General features: G+C 27.5%; 16 protein-coding genes. 14 read left to right on the forward strand and 2 right to left on the reverse strand.

All coding sequences use genetic code 11. The annotated features are described in order from the left end of the window. Positions 1-8 precede the first annotated feature (8 nt). From JWF52_RS09220 to htrA, 9 genes are all read left to right on the forward strand, one after another. Entirely contained in the window at positions 9-875 is an 867-nt protein-coding gene (locus tag JWF52_RS09220; protein ID WP_208333279.1) for a type IV pilus biogenesis protein PilM, read from the forward strand. A gap of 1 nt (position 876) precedes the next feature. After that, complete coding sequence (locus tag JWF52_RS09225) at positions 877-1,305, forward strand: hypothetical protein (protein WP_208333280.1); 429 nt, start codon at positions 877-879, stop codon at positions 1,303-1,305. Between the two features lie 7 nt (positions 1,306-1,312). After that, positions 1,313-1,753, forward strand: coding sequence for a hypothetical protein (locus JWF52_RS09230; protein ID WP_208333281.1), 441 nt, complete (start codon positions 1,313-1,315; stop codon positions 1,751-1,753). Positions 1,754-2,006: 253 nt separating this feature from the next. Beyond that, complete coding sequence (locus JWF52_RS09235; protein WP_353654908.1) at positions 2,007-3,059, forward strand: SEC-C domain-containing protein; 1,053 nt, start codon at positions 2,007-2,009, stop codon at positions 3,057-3,059. 239 nt (positions 3,060-3,298) lie between these two features. Continuing rightward, entirely contained in the window at positions 3,299-3,676 is a 378-nt protein-coding gene (locus tag JWF52_RS09240; RefSeq protein WP_208333283.1) for a hypothetical protein, read from the forward strand. A 144-nt stretch (positions 3,677-3,820) separates the two neighbouring features. Next, positions 3,821-5,422 carry an NAD(P)/FAD-dependent oxidoreductase gene (locus JWF52_RS09245; RefSeq protein ID WP_208333284.1) on the forward strand — a complete coding sequence of 534 codons (1,602 nt, stop codon included), beginning with the start codon at positions 3,821-3,823 and terminating at the stop codon, positions 5,420-5,422. A gap of 149 nt (positions 5,423-5,571) precedes the next feature. Continuing rightward, the gene (locus JWF52_RS09250; RefSeq protein WP_208333285.1) at positions 5,572-7,194 is read left to right on the forward strand and encodes a Na/Pi cotransporter family protein; all 1,623 of its coding nucleotides are present in this window, start codon (positions 5,572-5,574) and stop codon (positions 7,192-7,194) included. 182 nt (positions 7,195-7,376) lie between these two features. Further along, a complete protein-coding gene (locus JWF52_RS09255) occupies positions 7,377-8,729 on the forward strand; it encodes a glucose-6-phosphate isomerase (protein ID WP_208333286.1) in 1,353 nt (450 codons plus the stop codon). A 181-nt stretch (positions 8,730-8,910) separates the two neighbouring features. Then, the gene (htrA, locus tag JWF52_RS09260) at positions 8,911-9,990 is read left to right on the forward strand and encodes a serine protease HtrA (protein ID WP_208333287.1); all 1,080 of its coding nucleotides are present in this window, start codon (positions 8,911-8,913) and stop codon (positions 9,988-9,990) included. A 45-nt stretch (positions 9,991-10,035) separates the two neighbouring features. On the opposite strand, the gene feoB is transcribed toward htrA, so the two are convergent. Both feoB and JWF52_RS09270 read right to left on the reverse strand, forming a co-directional pair. Further along, positions 10,036-11,955, reverse strand: coding sequence for a ferrous iron transport protein B (gene feoB, locus JWF52_RS09265; RefSeq protein ID WP_208333288.1), 1,920 nt, complete (start codon positions 11,953-11,955; stop codon positions 10,036-10,038). 11 nt (positions 11,956-11,966) lie between these two features. After that, positions 11,967-12,185 carry a FeoA family protein gene (locus JWF52_RS09270; RefSeq protein WP_208333297.1) on the reverse strand — a complete coding sequence of 73 codons (219 nt, stop codon included), beginning with the start codon at positions 12,183-12,185 and terminating at the stop codon, positions 11,967-11,969. A 257-nt stretch (positions 12,186-12,442) separates the two neighbouring features. On the opposite strand from JWF52_RS09270, the gene JWF52_RS09275 reads away from it, so the two are divergent. The 5 genes from JWF52_RS09275 (at position 12,443) to pepF (ending at position 17,163) form a co-directional block, all read left to right on the forward strand. Continuing rightward, positions 12,443-12,607 (forward strand): aspartyl-phosphate phosphatase Spo0E family protein, encoded by a 165-nt coding sequence (locus JWF52_RS09275; RefSeq protein ID WP_208333289.1) that lies wholly within the window; start codon positions 12,443-12,445, stop codon positions 12,605-12,607. A gap of 135 nt (positions 12,608-12,742) precedes the next feature. Next, positions 12,743-13,591, forward strand: a complete 849-nt coding sequence (locus JWF52_RS09280) for a mechanosensitive ion channel family protein (RefSeq protein ID WP_208333290.1) — start codon at positions 12,743-12,745, stop codon at positions 13,589-13,591. Between the two features lie 74 nt (positions 13,592-13,665). Next, positions 13,666-14,361, forward strand: a complete 696-nt coding sequence (locus JWF52_RS09285) for an MgtC/SapB family protein (RefSeq protein WP_286184076.1) — start codon at positions 13,666-13,668, stop codon at positions 14,359-14,361. Between the two features lie 51 nt (positions 14,362-14,412). Next, positions 14,413-15,258, forward strand: a complete 846-nt coding sequence (locus tag JWF52_RS09290) for a DegV family protein (RefSeq protein ID WP_208333291.1) — start codon at positions 14,413-14,415, stop codon at positions 15,256-15,258. 120 nt (positions 15,259-15,378) lie between these two features. After that, on the forward strand, positions 15,379-17,163 hold the full coding sequence (gene pepF / locus JWF52_RS09295; protein WP_208333292.1) for an oligoendopeptidase F: 1,785 nt from the start codon (positions 15,379-15,381) through the stop codon (positions 17,161-17,163). The last annotated feature ends 35 nt before the right edge of the window (positions 17,164-17,198 follow it).

A 17,198-nucleotide genomic window follows, 5' to 3' on the forward strand; every position in this document is an offset into this window, starting at 1 on the left:
AACAATTCATGTTTAGGAGGGATATTATAAAAAAATTACTAAATATAGAAATAAATGAAGACTATATAAATATAACAACATTAAAAAAATTAAAAAATAAAGTTTTCATATGTGAATCTATACATAAAGATTTAGATTTTAAGTTAGAAAGAAGAGATGAAGTTAGTATAAACGATTACTCAAATAAAATAGCACAGTATATTAAGTATGAACTAGGGAAGCTTAAAAAGTCTTATAAAAATGTAAATTTTAATATTCAAAATGAAGATATAATTACTAGAAATATTGATATATTAAATATTAAAAAAAAGAAAGATATAATTAAGTTGATAGAGTTTGAAATTGCACAGCATATACCTATTGATATAAATAAATACTTAATAAAATATAAAATAATAGACTCAAATAAAGAAACTATAAAAGTACAAGTTATACTATTTCCAATATATTTTATTAAAATATTAAAAAATGTTTCTAAAATATTAAATTTAAAGCCTAAAGAAATAAACATAAACTTTGATATTTTACAAAAGTTTATAAGTTTAAATCTAATAGATAATTTTCAAACATATGGAACGTTTATAGAGTGTAAGCAAAGAAAGTTTATAGTTAATATAGTAAAAGATAATCAGATATATGAATCTCATATATTATCAAGAACTGTCCAATCATATGAATCTATATATAGCTCGATTAAAAAGCATACCAATGTATATTATTATGGATACAAAGACCCATTTATATATGAATTTTTAAAAGAAGATTTTAATTTACAATGTCTTGAGCTAAAAAACAGTATAAAAATAATAAAAGATAAAAATGAAATAAAAGAAGATAGTATAAAATACATAAATAGCATAGGGATGATAATTTAAATTGAAAAGATATAAACTAGTAAATTTTTTAGATAATTCTTCAATACAAGATAGAACGTATAATACATATAAATTATTAGCTTTATTTATAATATCTTTAATAATAATTAAACTTTTTCTGTACTTTTCACCTATAAAACATTTAGAAAATAATGTATCAAAAATCCAAGTAAACAATAATGAAGAGACTGCTAAGGAGTATAATAACTTAAATTTTAGTCAAATAAAAAGGATATACTCTATTATTGGATATAGTAATGTAGATGAATTAGTAGCAATTGAAAATAATATTGAAATTAAAGGTAAGTGTAATAACTTAAGAGCTTTAGAAAGTATTAAAGATATAGATATTATAAAAGACTACTCTATAGAAAATGTAATAAAAGAAAATGATTATTATAATTTTAAGATAAGATGTAAAATTGGGTGATAGGTTTATGAATAAAAGAGAGAAAGTATTATCATTTATATTGATAAGTCTTTTATTTGGAGTTATTATAAGTAAGTTTATTACAACTCCAATGAATAGTGAAATAGTAAGCTTAAATAATAGTAAAGAAAAAATACTAGAATCAAAAAATACTGAAAAAAATTATAAAATAAACGAAGAAGATATAATATTAAAAATTGAAAAAGAATTAAATGAAATTTTAACTATTAACTCTATAAATAAAATAAGTAGTTGGAATGAAGATAGTATTGAAGAAGAGAATATAGAAATAAATGTAAGTGGAAGCTTAGAAAACTTATTTAAGATTGAAGGGAAAATAGAAATATTAGGGTTTAAAGATAAGTTAAAAGATATAAAAATAATAAAAAACAATGTGAATCATGAAGAAAATAATGTAGACTGTACAATGTTATTTAAAGTCGGATAATCAAATAGTATGGAATAACTAATATACTTATGGTAATTAGTAAGATTAGATAGCGAAATAAGTATTAAATTAGTGATAAAAAGACGGAGGAATAGACATTAAATACATAGAAGGTTTATATATAATACGATTAAATATTATACCAAAACTTAACAGTATACATAAAAATAATAAAATAATATCATAAATTATAGAATGATTAACAAAAAAATGGTATAATAACAAATTGTACTTTAATTTAAAAGATAAAGGAGTGAAAGTCACATTGTTAGGGAGAAATGAGCTATGCCCTTGTGGAAGTGGCATGAAATATAAAAAATGTTGTTTAAATAAAGATGTTGTATTAGAGAGAGCAGGCAGAAAAGTTGTGCTTTCACAAAAACAATATTCAGAGTTATATACAAAAATATATGAATACTCAAGACAAGATAAGTTTAAAGAAGAATATGAAAAAGCTAAAGAGATGTTTTATATAGTTGAAGATGAATCAACTAATGAGAAATTTGAAAGATTTTTCAATACATACTTTGTGCAAGACCACATAATGGAAAGTAAAAAAGTTATGACTGTTGCGTTCTATGAAGATAATAGAGATAAATTAAATACACATGAAGTAGAAATATTAAGAAGCTTATTTGAATCATATGTAAGCATATATGAAGTTAAAGAAGTATTAGATGGAAAGATATTATTAAAAGACTGCTTAACTGATAATGAAGTTTACACAGAAGATGTAAACTTATTAAAAGACTTTAAAGTTGGAAGTTGCATGATAGCTAGAATAGTTACTATTGATGATACATCTATATTAATAGACGTTACTATAAGCATATCAGAGGCAGTTAAAGACGTTATTTCAAATGATATAATGTATTTATTCAAACAATATGAAGATTTATACAAAGATATTAAAACATTCTTAATTCATCATACTCATATATTATACAAATATATGCAACAATTATTAGATCCAAATGTTGCTGAGTATTTAAGAAAGCAAAAAGAAGAGAGAATGAACAAGATATCTGAAGAAGTAGCAGTGTCAGTTGAAGACGATTGCAAAGTATGTAGCGTTCTTAGAAGAAATGCAGAAAAAGAGAATGTAGATGCTTGTATAGAATTCTGGAATGAATTCAAAAAAGCTAATGGAGATGTAAAAGGTTCTGAAAATGGATGGGCTGCAGCGGTTGAGTACCATATAAATAAAGTTAATGGACAAAATATAACTCAAGCTCAAATATCTAAAAAATATGAAATAAGTCCAAGTACACTAGGAAAAAGATACAAAGATCTTAAAATATCTTAATACTAAATAAAATATAAAAGTATTTTATTATAGTGATTAAGAATTGTAAATTAAGAGCATAAATATGTATATATTAATTTAGGAATTATATTTTATATAATTCCTAAATTTTTGCTCAAAATTATAAATTTTAAATATAATAAAATTAAATTTTATATAAATTAGAAAAAAAGGTTTTAATATATAAGAATAATGTATAAAATAGTAGATATATAATATATACAGAAAGAGGTATACTTATGAGTCTTAGCTTAGGAAGTAGAGTAGCGGTATCAACAAATTTTATAAAATCTAACCCAGCGGTACCAGTGTACAAGGGAGAAGAGAACCCAAGTAACTTATATGCGGTTATATATCATATAGAAATAGGATATAATCAAGAAACATCTCAATACACTAAACAATACATAATAATAGATTATAAAGAATTTAATTTATCTATAGATGAAAAAAATGAATTAATAGAGATAGCTAAACAATATTGTAAATCTAATAATATACCAGAAGATGAACAATTAGAAATAGCACTTTTAGATAATGAAGAAGCAGAAAATTTCTTAGAAAAAGTATTTAATAATCTAAAGGTAATAAGAGGTCTTATAACTAAAAAAGACTAGATATAATTAATTCTAATCGTTTATATTAGGTAAGATTTAGTAAAAATCTAGAAAAAAGAGAATATAGATGTTATGTTTATAGAAAGCTAGGTTTAAACCCTAGCTTTTATATTGCTTTGAACTGTAATTAGAAAGGAGAAGAATATGTTAAGAATATCTAATTTAAAATTAGGAATAGACGAAGATGTATCTATGATAAAAAAATCTATACTAAAAAAACTAAAAATAAAAGAAAATGATCTTATAAAATATTTTATATACAAAGAATCTATAGATGCTAGAAAAAGAGGTAAAATAGACTTTGTTTATACAGTAGATGTAGAAATAAAAAATGAGAAAAAAATACTACAAAATAAAGTAAAAGATGTTATAGAGATAAAGGAAACAAAGTATATTGGAGTTGAAGTAGGAAATGAAAAATTAAAAAATAGGCCAGTAATAATAGGTAGTGGACCAGCTGGATTATTTGCTGCATTACTCTTAGCACAAAATGGATACAATCCAATTATGTTAGAAAGAGGATTAGACGTAGATGCTAGAAGTAAAGATATAGATGAATTTTGGAATAATAGAAAGTTTAAAAGTAATTCAAATGTACAGTTTGGAGAAGGTGGAGCAGGAACATTTTCAGATGGAAAATTAACTACTAGAATAAAAGATATAAGATGTAGAAAAGTTTTAGATGAACTTGTTAACTTTGGATCTCCTGAAGAAATATTATACTCATATAAGCCACACGTTGGTACAGACATATTAAAAGGTGTAGTTAAAAATATAAGAAATGAAATAATAAGACTTGGTGGAGAAGTAAAATTTGATGCAAAAGTTACAGACATAATAGTAGAGAATGATTCTATAAAAGGAATAATCATAAATGATAAAGAGACTATCGATGCAGATAATGTAATACTAGCTATAGGTCATAGTGCGAGGGATACTTATAAAATGCTTCATAAAAGAGGTGTTAGGATAATACAAAAGCCTTTTGCAATAGGAGCAAGAATAGAGCATCCTCAAGAATTGATCAATAAATCTCAGTATAAAGAGTTTTATAACCATCCTAGATTAGGAGCTGCAGATTATAGATTAATAGAACATACTTCTAACATGAGAACAGCATATACTTTCTGTATGTGCCCAGGAGGTACTGTTATAGCATCAGCATCTAATGAGGGAGAAGTAGTTACAAATGGAATGAGTGAACATGCTAGAGATAAGGTTAATGCTAATAGTGCATTTTTAGTAAATGTATTACCTTCAGACTTTGGAAGTGATGATCCATTAGCAGGAGTGAAATTCCAAGAAAAATATGAAAGATTAGCATACGAATTAGGTGGTAAAAACTACAGTGCACCAGTTCAATTGGTGGGAGACTTTTTAAATGATAAAGTGTCAACGAGTTTAGGTAACGTAGATCCATCTTATAAACCGGGTTATGAATTCGTGGACTTAAGGGAATGTTTACCAGAGTTTGTTACTTCAACAATGAAAGAAGCATTACAAAAACTAGATAATAAAATAAATGGATTTGCTATGCATGATGCTGTACTAACAGGTGTGGAAACTAGATCATCAGCTCCTATAAGAATAGTAAGAGATGAAGAAACCTTACAATCTATTAATACTAAAAACTTATACCCATGCGGTGAGGGTGCTGGATATGCAGGTGGTATAGTAACTGCTGCTGTAGATGGAATAAAATGTGCCGAGAAAATAATACAAAAATATACTAATAATTTACATTAATATGAAATTTATCTTAAATTTAACAAGGATTTAATACTTTTATAATATTTAACATAATCTTAACACAATACACTCTTTGAATTTGATAAAATACAATAGACATAAATTTTAATTATAAATTGATAATTATCTCAAGGAGGACGAGTGTTTTGGAAATTATTATAAATCTTATGGGAGGATTAGGGCTGTTCTTATATGGTATGAACCTTATGGGAGATGGACTTCAAAAATCTGCAGGAGATAAACTAAAGAAGACAATAGAGTTACTTACAAGTAACACTATAATGGGTGTTATAGTTGGTATGTTAGTTACGATGGTAATACAAAGTAGTAGCGCTACTACAGTTATGGTAGTTGGGTTTGTTAATGCAGGAATTATGAGTTTAGGTCAAGCTATCGGGGTTATAATGGGGGCTAATATAGGAACGACTATAACAGCTCAATTAGTATCTTTAGACGTAGATTTCCTTGCTCCAGTAGCTTTAGGAGTAGGTATAATTATATATATGTTTTCAAACAAACCAAAACTTAAGCATTTAGCAGAAATACTTATAGGATTTGGTATATTATTTACAGGTATGGACTTTATGAAAGATGCAGTTAAGCCTTTAGCTGAATTTAAAGGATTTACTGATATGTTAGTAAGTTTTGGGAGCAATCCATTACTTGGAGTTCTTATGGGATTTGCTATAACAGCTATAGTTCAAAGTTCAAGTGCATCAATGGGTATGCTTATAGCATTAGCTTCACAGGGATTAATACCTATATCAGCAGCTTTACCAATATTATATGGTGAAAATATAGGTACATGTGTTACATCTTTAATATCAAGTATTGGTGCAAGTCGTAATGCAAAGAGAGCAGCTATTATGCATTTAATATTTAATGTTATAGGTTCACTTATATTTATGTTAGTATTAAGTAAGCCAATAGTTCATATAGTTCAATCTATAGATCCTACAGATGCAGCTAGACAAATAGCAAATGCACATACATTATTTAATATATTAAATGTTTTAATATTATTACCATTTGCTAAATTTATAGTTAAAATAGCAATGAAATTAGTTCCAGAACAAGCATCAGAGATAGAAGATATAAAAACAGTAAAATATATAGATGATAGAATGATAGAAACACCTTCAATAGCATTAGCTAACACAGTTAAAGAAACTTTAAGAATGGGTGAAAAAGCTAAAGAAAGCTTAAACGCAGCTATGGAAGGGTTATTAGAAAAATCTAATGAAAAAGTAAATAGAGCATTTGGAAGAGAGAAACTTGTAAATGATTTACAAAAGAATATATTAAGCTATTTACTTAAACTTTCAAAAGCTTCATTAGATGAAAATTCAAGAGAATCAGTAGATGTATTATTTAATACAGTTAATGATATAGAGAGAATTGGTGATCATGCAGAAAACATTGCAGAATTAGCACAATCTGCAATAGAAATGAATGAAACATTCTCAGATGCAGGTAAAGCAGAATTACAAAGTATGTACAATAAAGTTATTTCTACTTATACATATGCATTAGAAGCTATGAGAACATCAAATGTAGATTTAGCTTGTAAGGTTATAAAAATGGAAGAACAAGTGGATATGATGGAAAAGTCTTGTAGAGCAAATCATATGAATAGATTAAATAACAGTTCATGTAGTATAGATAATGGAGTTATATACTTAGATATAGTTAGTAACTTAGAAAGAGTATCTGACCATGCTGTTAATATAGCTCAGCAAGTTATATCGGCTAGATTAGCTAATAATTAATAAAAAAGTTGCCTTTTTAAAGGCACTTTTTTATTATCTAAATTAGTTTTATATAGTAATATTTGTACTAAATAGGTGGAAATTTAAATATTATGTAAGTTTATTATTGAAATTTGTTATTAATTAAACAACCATTTTATGTTATAATTTCAGTAGATTAGATAAATGAAAGGGGTAAGTTTATGAAAAATATAAAATTTGATTATAGCAAAGCCATTGGATTTTTAAATCAACATGAAATAGATTCTATGCAATCTTATGTAAATATAGCTCATGACATGGTTCATGAAAAAACGGGATTAGGTAATGATTTTTTAGGATGGGTAGACCTTCCAAATAATTATGATAAAGAAGAATTTGATAGAATAAAAAAATCGGCAGAAAAAATAAAGTCAGACTCAGATGTATTATTAGTTATAGGTATCGGTGGATCTTATTTAGGAGCAAGAGCTGCTATAGAAATGGCAAGCCACTCTTTCAGAAATAACTTATCTAAGGAAGATAGAAAAGCTCCAGAAGTTTACTTTGTCGGAAATAATATAAGTTCAACATATATTATGGATTTATTAGATGTAATAAAAGGAAAAGATGTATCTATAAATGTTATATCAAAGTCAGGTACAACTACGGAACCTGCTATAGCATTTAGAATATTTAAAGACTATGTAGAGAAGAAATACGGAAAAGAAGAAGCTAGTAAAAGAATATATGCTACAACAGATGCTAAACGTGGTGCACTTAGACAATTAGCAGATGAAGAAGGATATGAAACATTTATAATACCGGATGATGTTGGTGGTAGATTCTCTGTTTTAACGGCAGTAGGGCTATTACCGATAGCTTGTGCAGGTCTAGATATTGATTCAATGATGAAAGGTGCTCAAGATGCTTGTGAGGAGTTCAAAACATCAGATTTAAAATCTAATGAAAGCTATCAATACGCAGTAGTAAGAAATGCATTACATAGAAAAGGTAAAGATATAGAATTATTAGTAAACTATGAACCACAACTACACTATGTAGGAGAATGGTGGAAACAGTTATTTGGAGAAAGTGAAGGAAAAGATAATAAAGGAATATTCCCTGCAGCAGTAGATTTCTCAACGGACTTACATTCTATGGGTCAATATATACAAGAAGGTAAGAGAATATTATTTGAAACTGTAATTAATGTAGAAAACGCAAGAAGAAACATAACTATAGAAGAAGCAGATGTTGATTTAGATGGATTAAACTACTTAGCAGGAAAATCTGTAGAGTTTGTTAACCATAAGGCTACACAAGGAACAATACTTGCTCATACAGATGGACAAGTTCCAAATTTAGTAATCAATGTACCTCAATTAGATGAATATAACTTTGGTTATTTAGTATACTTCTTTGAAAAAGCTTGTGCAATAAGTGGATACTTATTAGGGGTTAATCCATTTGACCAACCAGGCGTTGAAGCGTATAAGAAAAACATGTTTGCATTATTGGGAAAAGCTGGATATGAGAAAGAAAGAGAAGAATTAGAAAAAAGACTTAATAATTAAGGTTAAGTTAAGAATAAAGTAATATAATAAAACCATCATTAAAGTAGATTACTACAAAATGATGGTTTTATTGTATTTATGCATATGGAAATAAATATTTGTTATTAAAGTATAAAATATGCAAATAATAGGTTAAAAGATTATTTTGTAGATTAAAAATTAATATATAGGAGGGATTGGAATGTCTAATAAAAGAGGTATCGGATTAGTAGTTTTAATATGTGTAATAACGGGGGTACTAAGTAGTTTTTTAACGATAGTGCTAATGAAAAATACAGTATCAAATAATGGTTCATCAGGAAAGCAGCAACAGATAGTTGTAAATGATGACGGAAAAACTCAAAATATATATCATGCAGTAAGTGATAAAGCTATGCCATCAGTAGTTGGTATAACTGCTACAACAATAGATAGAAATAATGTGTTTGCTATACCAACTCAATCAGAGGGTGTAGGTACAGGAGTTATAGTTGACGCAAATGGATATATACTTACAAATTCTCATGTTGTATCAGATGGGCAAGCTGTTGATGTTAACGTATTATTTAATGATGGGTCTAATTCAAAAGGTAAGGTATTATGGAATGATCCAACATTAGATTTAGCAATGGTAAAAGTAGAAAAAACAGGTTTAACACCAGCTGAACTTGGAAATAGCGATGATGTTAGAACTGGAGATATAGCAATAGCTATAGGAAATCCATTAGGTCTTGAATTCCAAAAGAGTGTAACTCAAGGTATAATAAGTGGACTAGATAGAACTATACAAACAAAGCAATCTAATATGACAGGTCTTATGCAAACTGATGCTAGTATAAACCCAGGAAACAGTGGAGGGCCTTTATTAAATCAAAAAGGTCAAGTAATAGGTATAAATACAGCTAAAGCTTCTCAAGCTGAAGGATTAGGATTTGCAATTCCTGTAAATACAGCAAAACCTATAGTTGAACAAGTAATAAAATCAGGAAACTTTGAAAAAGTTACATTAGGTATAAAAGGAATAGATTTAGCAATATTTGAAGCATCTACAGGTACAGATTTAGCAGCAAAAGAAGGAGTATATATAGCGGAAGTAATCGCTAATACAGCAGCTCAAAAATCAGGAATACAAACTGGAGATGTAATAGTTAAAGTTGGAGATATTAATGTATCTAGTATGTCAGACCTTAATAAATCATTATACAAATATTCAAAGGGAGATAGTACAAAAGTAACTGTAAATAGAAATGGAAAAGATATAACTTTAGATGCTAAATTCTAAAATAATATAAAAAAGATGGGATAACAAAAATCCCATCTTTTTATATTATTTTGCTTTTTGGCTAGAACAAGAAGACTGACTAGAGCATCCTGAACAGCTAGAGCAACCATTATTTTTTGATTTAATATTTCTATAAAGTATTGTAAGTGCTATAGCTACTATTAATCCTCCAACAACTAATTCTATTGCAGAAGATATATGAGCACCTTCAAATACTAATGAACCAACAACCTTAATTATAAATGCTACTACCCAAGCTATTGCAAATTGGTAAGTTGCAGATATAATCATCATTTTACTTCCATACTCTTTTCTCATCGTAGAAAGAGCAGCTATACATGGAGTATATAAAGCTGAGAAAGCTAAGAATCCATAAGCAGATACAGCAGTAAATAAAGTAGGTAAAACAGTATCCACATTACCATAAACAACTTCCATAGTAGTTATGACAACTTCTTTAGCACTTATACCAGTTAATATAGAAACACCAGCTCTCCAATCTCCAAATCCTAATGGAGCAAATATTGGAGCTATAAACCCACCGATAGAAGCTAAGAAACTCTCATCTATATTTTCAGTAAATCCTGAGAAGTTAAAATAAGATAATGCCCATATAACAACTGACATCGCAAACATTATAGTACAAACTTTTACTAAGAATCCCTTAGCTTTACTCCAAGTATTCTTTAATAAACTACTTAATGATGGTAAATTATATTGTGGAAGTTCTAAAACAAATGGCTCAACCTCTGTTTTATACGCTGTTTTATTTAATACTAAAGCTACTAGTATAGCAACAACTATACCTAATAAGTAAAGTGAAGTAGTTACCACAGGTGCATTTTTTGGGAAGAATATTCTAACAAATAATGCATAAACTGGTAATTTAGCGCCGCAAGTCATAAGTGGAGATATAAGTGCAGTTATTTTTCTATCTTTTTCACTTTCTAAAGTTCTAGTAGCCATTATAGCTGGAGATGCACATCCAAGGCCTAATATCATAGGGATGAATGCTTTACCAGATAAACCTACTTTTTTCATTATATTATCCATTAAGAATGCTGTTCTTGCCATATAACCACAATCTTCAAAGAACGACATACCTAAGAATAAAACAAATATTAATGGGAAGAATGGTAATGCTCCCCCTAACCCACCTATTATTCCATCTACTATTAAAGAATGGAACCAAGGGCTAGAATTTGCTAATAAATCACCTATAGGTCCAGCTAGATAGGTATCTATTAAATTTTCAGTTAGTTCTTGAAGAGGTCCACCTACCCAATCAAATGTGAATTTGAATAAAAGTAATAATGCCGCTATAAATATTGGGTAAGCTAATATAGGATTTAAAACTACATTATCTATCCTATCACTTAAAGATTTTTTATTTTTAAAATTTGATTCCATGGAATTTTCTAGTATTTTCTCTATTTCTTTATAAGTATTAACTTCGTTTCCAAAGTCTCTTCTATAGTTACAGTTATATGATAAAGCTGATTTTATATCAGAAGTTATATTATCAAAACCTTCTTTTTTCTTAGCTACTACAGGAATAACTTTAACGCCTAATTCTCTTTCTAATTTTTTAGCATCAATATTTATACCTTTAGACTTAGCAACATCAACCATATTCAGTAATAATACTATTGGTTTGTTATATTGCATAAGTTGTGTAGTTAAATATAAGTTTCTATCTAAGTTAGAAGCATCTACAATGTTTAAAATTAAATCAACATTTCCATTTTCTAAAAAAGACTTAGATACCTTTTCTTCATTAGAGAATGTATCCATTGCATATATACCAGGTAAGTCGATAACTTTTATATCCTTACCAATAAAACCTTCTTTTTTTTCTATAGTAACACCTGGCCAGTTTCCAACATATTGATTTGAACCTGTTAATATATTGAAGACAGTAGTTTTACCTACATTAGGGTTACCTAGTAACGCTACGTTAATCATTTTTTTCCCCCTTATTTTAAAGAAATATTCTTAGCATCAGATTTTCTAATAGCAAGATCAAAACCTCTGAATCTAACTAATATAGGATCCCCTAGAGGAGCAATTTTTTTAACCTCTATTTCTGTATTGTCTATACATCCTAAAGCAAGTAATCTTTTTGCTAATTTTTCATTTCCATATATTTTATTAATATTACCTTTTTGGCCAACCCTTAAATCGTAAACAGTCATCATTAATACCTCCTAATGAAATTCATTATCAATAAGAGTATAGCAGTAAACAATTTCTATGTCAACAGAATGTAAGAAATTGAACTATATATAATTAGTATATAAAATTAATTATATAGCATATTAATTGTATACTGTATATTGCGTAGGATGCTTGAATTTATGGGAATAGTAGAGGATTTTGTATTGACAAAGACTGATGAAATTTGTTAATATAAAGACATAAAGCATACAATTTTGTAACTATGGTGATTATTATGGCGAATAGAGAATTAGAGGCATTAAAAAAGGAAATTGAAACACTTAGGGAAGAAATCAATACATATATAGAATATCCAGAGATATTTAAGGATGAATTGGTTGACTCAAGCAATAAAATAGATACACTAATAAATAAGTATATGATTTTAAGTAGTAAGTAAGCCCACATATGTGGGTTTTTTTACATTTAAAAATAAATATGTAAATGCATATCTTATTCGTAAACTGAGAATATTAAAATAACTAGATAAGAATTAATAAAATATCTAAATAATTAGATAAAGGTGAATTTTATTATGTTAGTTAGAATTATAAATTCCATTATAATCATTATATTTTCATATATATTATTGAAGCTTATACAATACTTAATAAATAAGATATTTAAAATTACTAAATTTGATGTAAGATATGAAAACACACTATCTAGTGTATTAATGTCAATATCATACTATATAATATTTACAATTAGTATAATATTGATACTTAGAGAGTTTCAAATAATGGACGTTACAAAATTTGGATCATTAGTTACAGGAGCTAGTATAGTTGGTTTAATAGCTGGGGTAGCATCTCAAAGTATATTAAAAGATATTTTCAATGGTTTTTTTATATTATTTGAAAAGCAAGTTCAGGTTGGAGACTTTATTGTACTTAATGAGGAATTTAGAGGTAGAGTAGAAGAAATTGGGCTTAGAAGCATTAGCTTAAGGGATTGGGACTTAAGAAGGATAACTATCGCAAATGGAAATATAGCGAGCATAAGAAATTATAGCAAAAACAAAATGAGAGTAGTAGTACACGTTAGAGTATCTTATGAAGAAGATCCTATTAAAGTAATAAATACATTAGAGGAAGTTTGTAACACGATGAATAAAGATTATGAAAAGTATTTATATAAATCATCGCTACAAGAACCAATGAGTCCTTTTAGTGTATACGGAGTAACAGATATAGAAAAAAATCCAATAGGAGCTCAATATACTATAACTGGAGTAGTAGAATCACATAACTATTTTTTAGCTCTTAAAGAAGTTAAATTACAAATACTTATTATATTTAAGAAAAATAATGTTCATATAGCGTATCCTACTCATATAAATATAATAAACAATAAAATTAACAATGATGAAAAAGAGCTATAAATTTAGCTCTTTTATTATATAAGATTACATAAAAGTATAATCAATTAATTTAAGAATTTTAATCAACATATACAATGAAAGTAAATTTTTTTATAGGGGGGTGGATTTATATTATAACTAACAAGGAAATAATAATAAGATTATTAATAGCGCTTATAATAGGGGGATTGACAGGATTAGAAAGAGAAAAATCACATCAATTTGCTGGATTTAGGACTCATATTTTAGTAGCAGTAGGATCATGTATTACTTCTATAACATCGTTATCTCTATTCTTTGATTATAATTCATATGCAAGCTTTGACCCCACTAGGTTAACGGCACAAGTATTATCAGGTATAGGATTTTTAGGTGCCGGTGCAATTTTAAAAACTTCAAATGGTATAAGAGGATTAACTACAGCAGCTGGGATATGGGCAACTGCATGTATAGGAATAGCAATTGGATATGGATATTACGTTTTAAGCATATCAGCATGGCTATTTGTTATGATAACCCTTTATATATTAAAAAATATAGATAAAATTTTATTTAGAAAAAAACAGACTATATTTAATGTAACGGTAGATAATATAAATATGGTATCAGTATTATACGCCAAATTCGCAAAATCTCAAATTGATGTTAAAAATATAGATATAGAAGATGAAGATGGACAATATTTTAAATTAAGTTTTTTTATAGTTTATGATAGGAGAATTATGATGGAAGAACTAGTAAAAGAACTAAATATGTCAAAAAACATAATAAATGTAGATTATTTGCATTAAAATAATATAAAATAGAAGATAACTAACTAGAATTAAAATTGAGGTGTATAAATGAAAAAAAATATAAGAATAATAACAGATGGTTCGTGTGATTTTCCTAAGGAAATTTTGGATAGAGTAAACCCAGGTATAGTAGGTATCAATGTTGCTTTTGGAGAAGAAAGTTATATTGGTGGGGTAGAGATAGATGAAGAAACTTTTTACAACAAAATGAGAGGATGTAAGGAGTTACCTAAAACATCAAGTCCTTCTCCTGATAGATTTATAGAACTTTATAATTGCGAAGAAGACGAATTATTAGTATTTACTTTAACATCAAAATTATCAAGTACATATAGTAATGCTGTTTTAGCTAAAAATATGTACTTAGAAGAAAATCCACATAAAAGAATCGAAGTTATAGATAGCCAAAGTGGTTCTATTGGCGTTGCCTTAATGATATTAAAATGTAATGAATTAATAGAAAATGGAAAAACTATGGATGAGATCCTAGATGCAATAGATAAATTTAAAGAAGACATTGTTTTCTTTGGAGCGTTAGATACTTTAGAAAATGCTATAAAAGGTGGAAGAGTAAATCCAATTGCTGGGAAACTGATGAATGCATTAAATTTCAAAGTAATCATAAAAATAGAAGAGGGATTAGTTAAACCTATAGACAAAGCAAGAGGTGGAGGTAATAGTTTAAAGAAAGCCCTTGAATATGTACAAAATAATGTAAAAGATTCAAACGAAAAAACTGTTATAATAGCTCATGCAAATTGTCAAGAAAAGGCTTTTAAAATTAAGCAAACTGTAGAAGCAAATGCTAATTTTAAAGAAGTGTTAATAGCAAGTATAGGTCCGATAATGGGAACATTTACATCAGAAGGAGCAATACTAGTAGCCGTTTTATAGCTTATAGGAAATTTTATTTTTTATTATTAAAATATAGATTTCCTTAATATATGCTTCAAAGAATTTAATCTCTAAGTTTGACCTAAGTAAATTTTTATAATTTTTTAAAGGAGTGAAATTATGGGAGTAGATAGAAAGAATATAGAAGAAAAGTATAAATGGAAAATAGAAAGAATGTATCCAAATAAAGAAGCTATAGAAAGTGATATAGAAAAAGTAAAAGGATTCATATCTAAGGTAAAAGAATTTAAGGGAAAATTAGCTGACAGTAAGGAAAACCTATACGAGGCTTTAAGTATTTCAGAAAAAGCTTCTCAACTATTACAAAATCTATATGTATATACTCATATGAAGCAACATGAAGATACTAGAATAAATGCTAATCAAGGGATAGCGACGAAGACAGATATGCTATCAACAGAATTATCTATGGCTTCGTCGTATATGGTTCCAGAAATAATAGCGATAGATAGTAATAAATTAAATGAGTATTTAAATGATGATAAATTATCATTTTATAAAAAACATATAGATGATATTTTAAGAGAAAAGCCTCATACATTAAATGAAAGAGAAGAAGAAATACTAGCTGCAACTGCAGATTTATCTGGAGTTCCTGAAAACGTATACGATATGTTAGCATTTGCAGATTTAGAGTTTCCAGAGATAGAGGATGAAAATCATGAAAAAGTAAGATTAACAGATTCTAACTTCTCAACTTTCCTTAGAAGTAAGGATGCAAGAGTAAGAAAAGATGCATTTGAAGCAATGTATTCAATATATGATAAGTATAAAAATACTTTTGCAGCAACTCTTTATGGTGGAATAAAGGCAGAAATATTCTATGCCAAAATAAGAAAATATGAATCTGCACTGCAAGCATCATTATTCCAAGATGATATAAGTGTAGATGTATATAATAATCTTATAGCTGCAGTGGATGAAAATTTAAGTACTTTAAATAAATATGTAGATCTTAAGAAAAAATTCTTAGGGTTAGATGAGATACATATGTATGATTTATATGTTCCACTAACTGATAAATTTGATATGAAAATACCATATGAAAAAGCTCAAGAGATTATATTAAATGCATTGAAGCCTTTAGGTGAAGAATATTCAAGCATAATAAAGAAAGCTTTTGAAGATGGATGGATAGATGTTTATGAAAATGAAGGAAAACAAGGTGGAGCTTATTCATGGGGAAGTTACGATTCTAATCCATATATACTAATGAGTTATAAAGATGATTTAAATTCTTTATTTACTTTAATACATGAATTAGGTCATTCACTACACAGTTACTATTCTAGAAGTAGTCAGCCTTTCTTATACTCTAGCTACAAAATATTTGTTGCAGAAGTTGCATCTACATTAAATGAGCAGTTGCTAATAAACTATTTATTAGAAAATTCTAATTCTAAAGAAGAAAGAATTTATCTATTAAACTATTATTTAGAACAATTTAGAACTACTGTATATAGACAAACTATGTTTGGAGAGTTTGAAAAATTAACTCACGAAAAAGTAGAATCTGGAGAGCCGCTAACAGCTGAAGAATTTACATCTATATACTATGATTTAAATAAAAAATATTATGGAAATTCTGTTAAGGTAGATGAACAAATAGGATTAGAGTGGGCTAGAATACCACATTTCTATTCAAATTTCTACGTTTACAAATATGCAACAGGATTCTCTGCTGCAAGTGCATTAAGTCAACAAATATTAAAAGAAGGCCAAGTGGCAGTTGATAGATACTTAGGATTCTTAAAAAGTGGAGGATCTGAATATCCATTAAAACAACTAAAAGATGCTGGAGTTGACATGGAGAAAAAAGAAGCAGTAGAGGAAGCACTAAAAGTATTTAGTGACTTAGTAGATAAATTAGAAAAAGAATATTAATAAAAAATGAGCATTATAAATTTATAATGCTCATT

The sequence above is a fragment of the Clostridium sp. CCUG 7971 genome, assembly GCF_017590215.1.
Taxonomy (GTDB): Bacteria; Bacillota; Clostridia; order Peptostreptococcales; family Peptostreptococcaceae; genus Faecalimicrobium.

What these genes read in the sequence shown, in the direction of transcription:
- JWF52_RS09280 (WP_208333290.1), top strand. Translation starts at nt 12,743, where the DNA reads ATGTTAGTTAGAATTATAAATTCCATTATAATCATTATATTTTCATAT.
- JWF52_RS09285 (WP_286184076.1), top strand. Translation starts at nt 13,666, where the DNA reads ATGAAAGTAAATTTTTTTATAGGGGGGTGGATTTATATTATAACTAAC.
- pepF (WP_208333292.1), top strand. Translation starts at nt 15,379, where the DNA reads ATGGGAGTAGATAGAAAGAATATAGAAGAAAAGTATAAATGGAAAATA.
- JWF52_RS09255 (WP_208333286.1), top strand. Translation starts at nt 7,377, where the DNA reads ATGAAAAATATAAAATTTGATTATAGCAAAGCCATTGGATTTTTAAAT.
- JWF52_RS09240 (WP_208333283.1), top strand. Translation starts at nt 3,299, where the DNA reads ATGAGTCTTAGCTTAGGAAGTAGAGTAGCGGTATCAACAAATTTTATA.
- htrA (WP_208333287.1), top strand. Translation starts at nt 8,911, where the DNA reads ATGTCTAATAAAAGAGGTATCGGATTAGTAGTTTTAATATGTGTAATA.
- feoB (WP_208333288.1), bottom strand. Translation starts at nt 11,955, where the DNA reads ATGATTAACGTAGCGTTACTAGGTAACCCTAATGTAGGTAAAACTACT.
- JWF52_RS09245 (WP_208333284.1), top strand. Translation starts at nt 3,821, where the DNA reads ATGTTAAGAATATCTAATTTAAAATTAGGAATAGACGAAGATGTATCT.
- JWF52_RS09270 (WP_208333297.1), bottom strand. Translation starts at nt 12,185, where the DNA reads ATGACTGTTTACGATTTAAGGGTTGGCCAAAAAGGTAATATTAATAAA.
- JWF52_RS09275 (WP_208333289.1), top strand. Translation starts at nt 12,443, where the DNA reads ATGGCGAATAGAGAATTAGAGGCATTAAAAAAGGAAATTGAAACACTT.
- JWF52_RS09230 (WP_208333281.1), top strand. Translation starts at nt 1,313, where the DNA reads ATGAATAAAAGAGAGAAAGTATTATCATTTATATTGATAAGTCTTTTA.
- JWF52_RS09290 (WP_208333291.1), top strand. Translation starts at nt 14,413, where the DNA reads ATGAAAAAAAATATAAGAATAATAACAGATGGTTCGTGTGATTTTCCT.
- JWF52_RS09220 (WP_208333279.1), top strand. Translation starts at nt 9, where the DNA reads ATGTTTAGGAGGGATATTATAAAAAAATTACTAAATATAGAAATAAAT.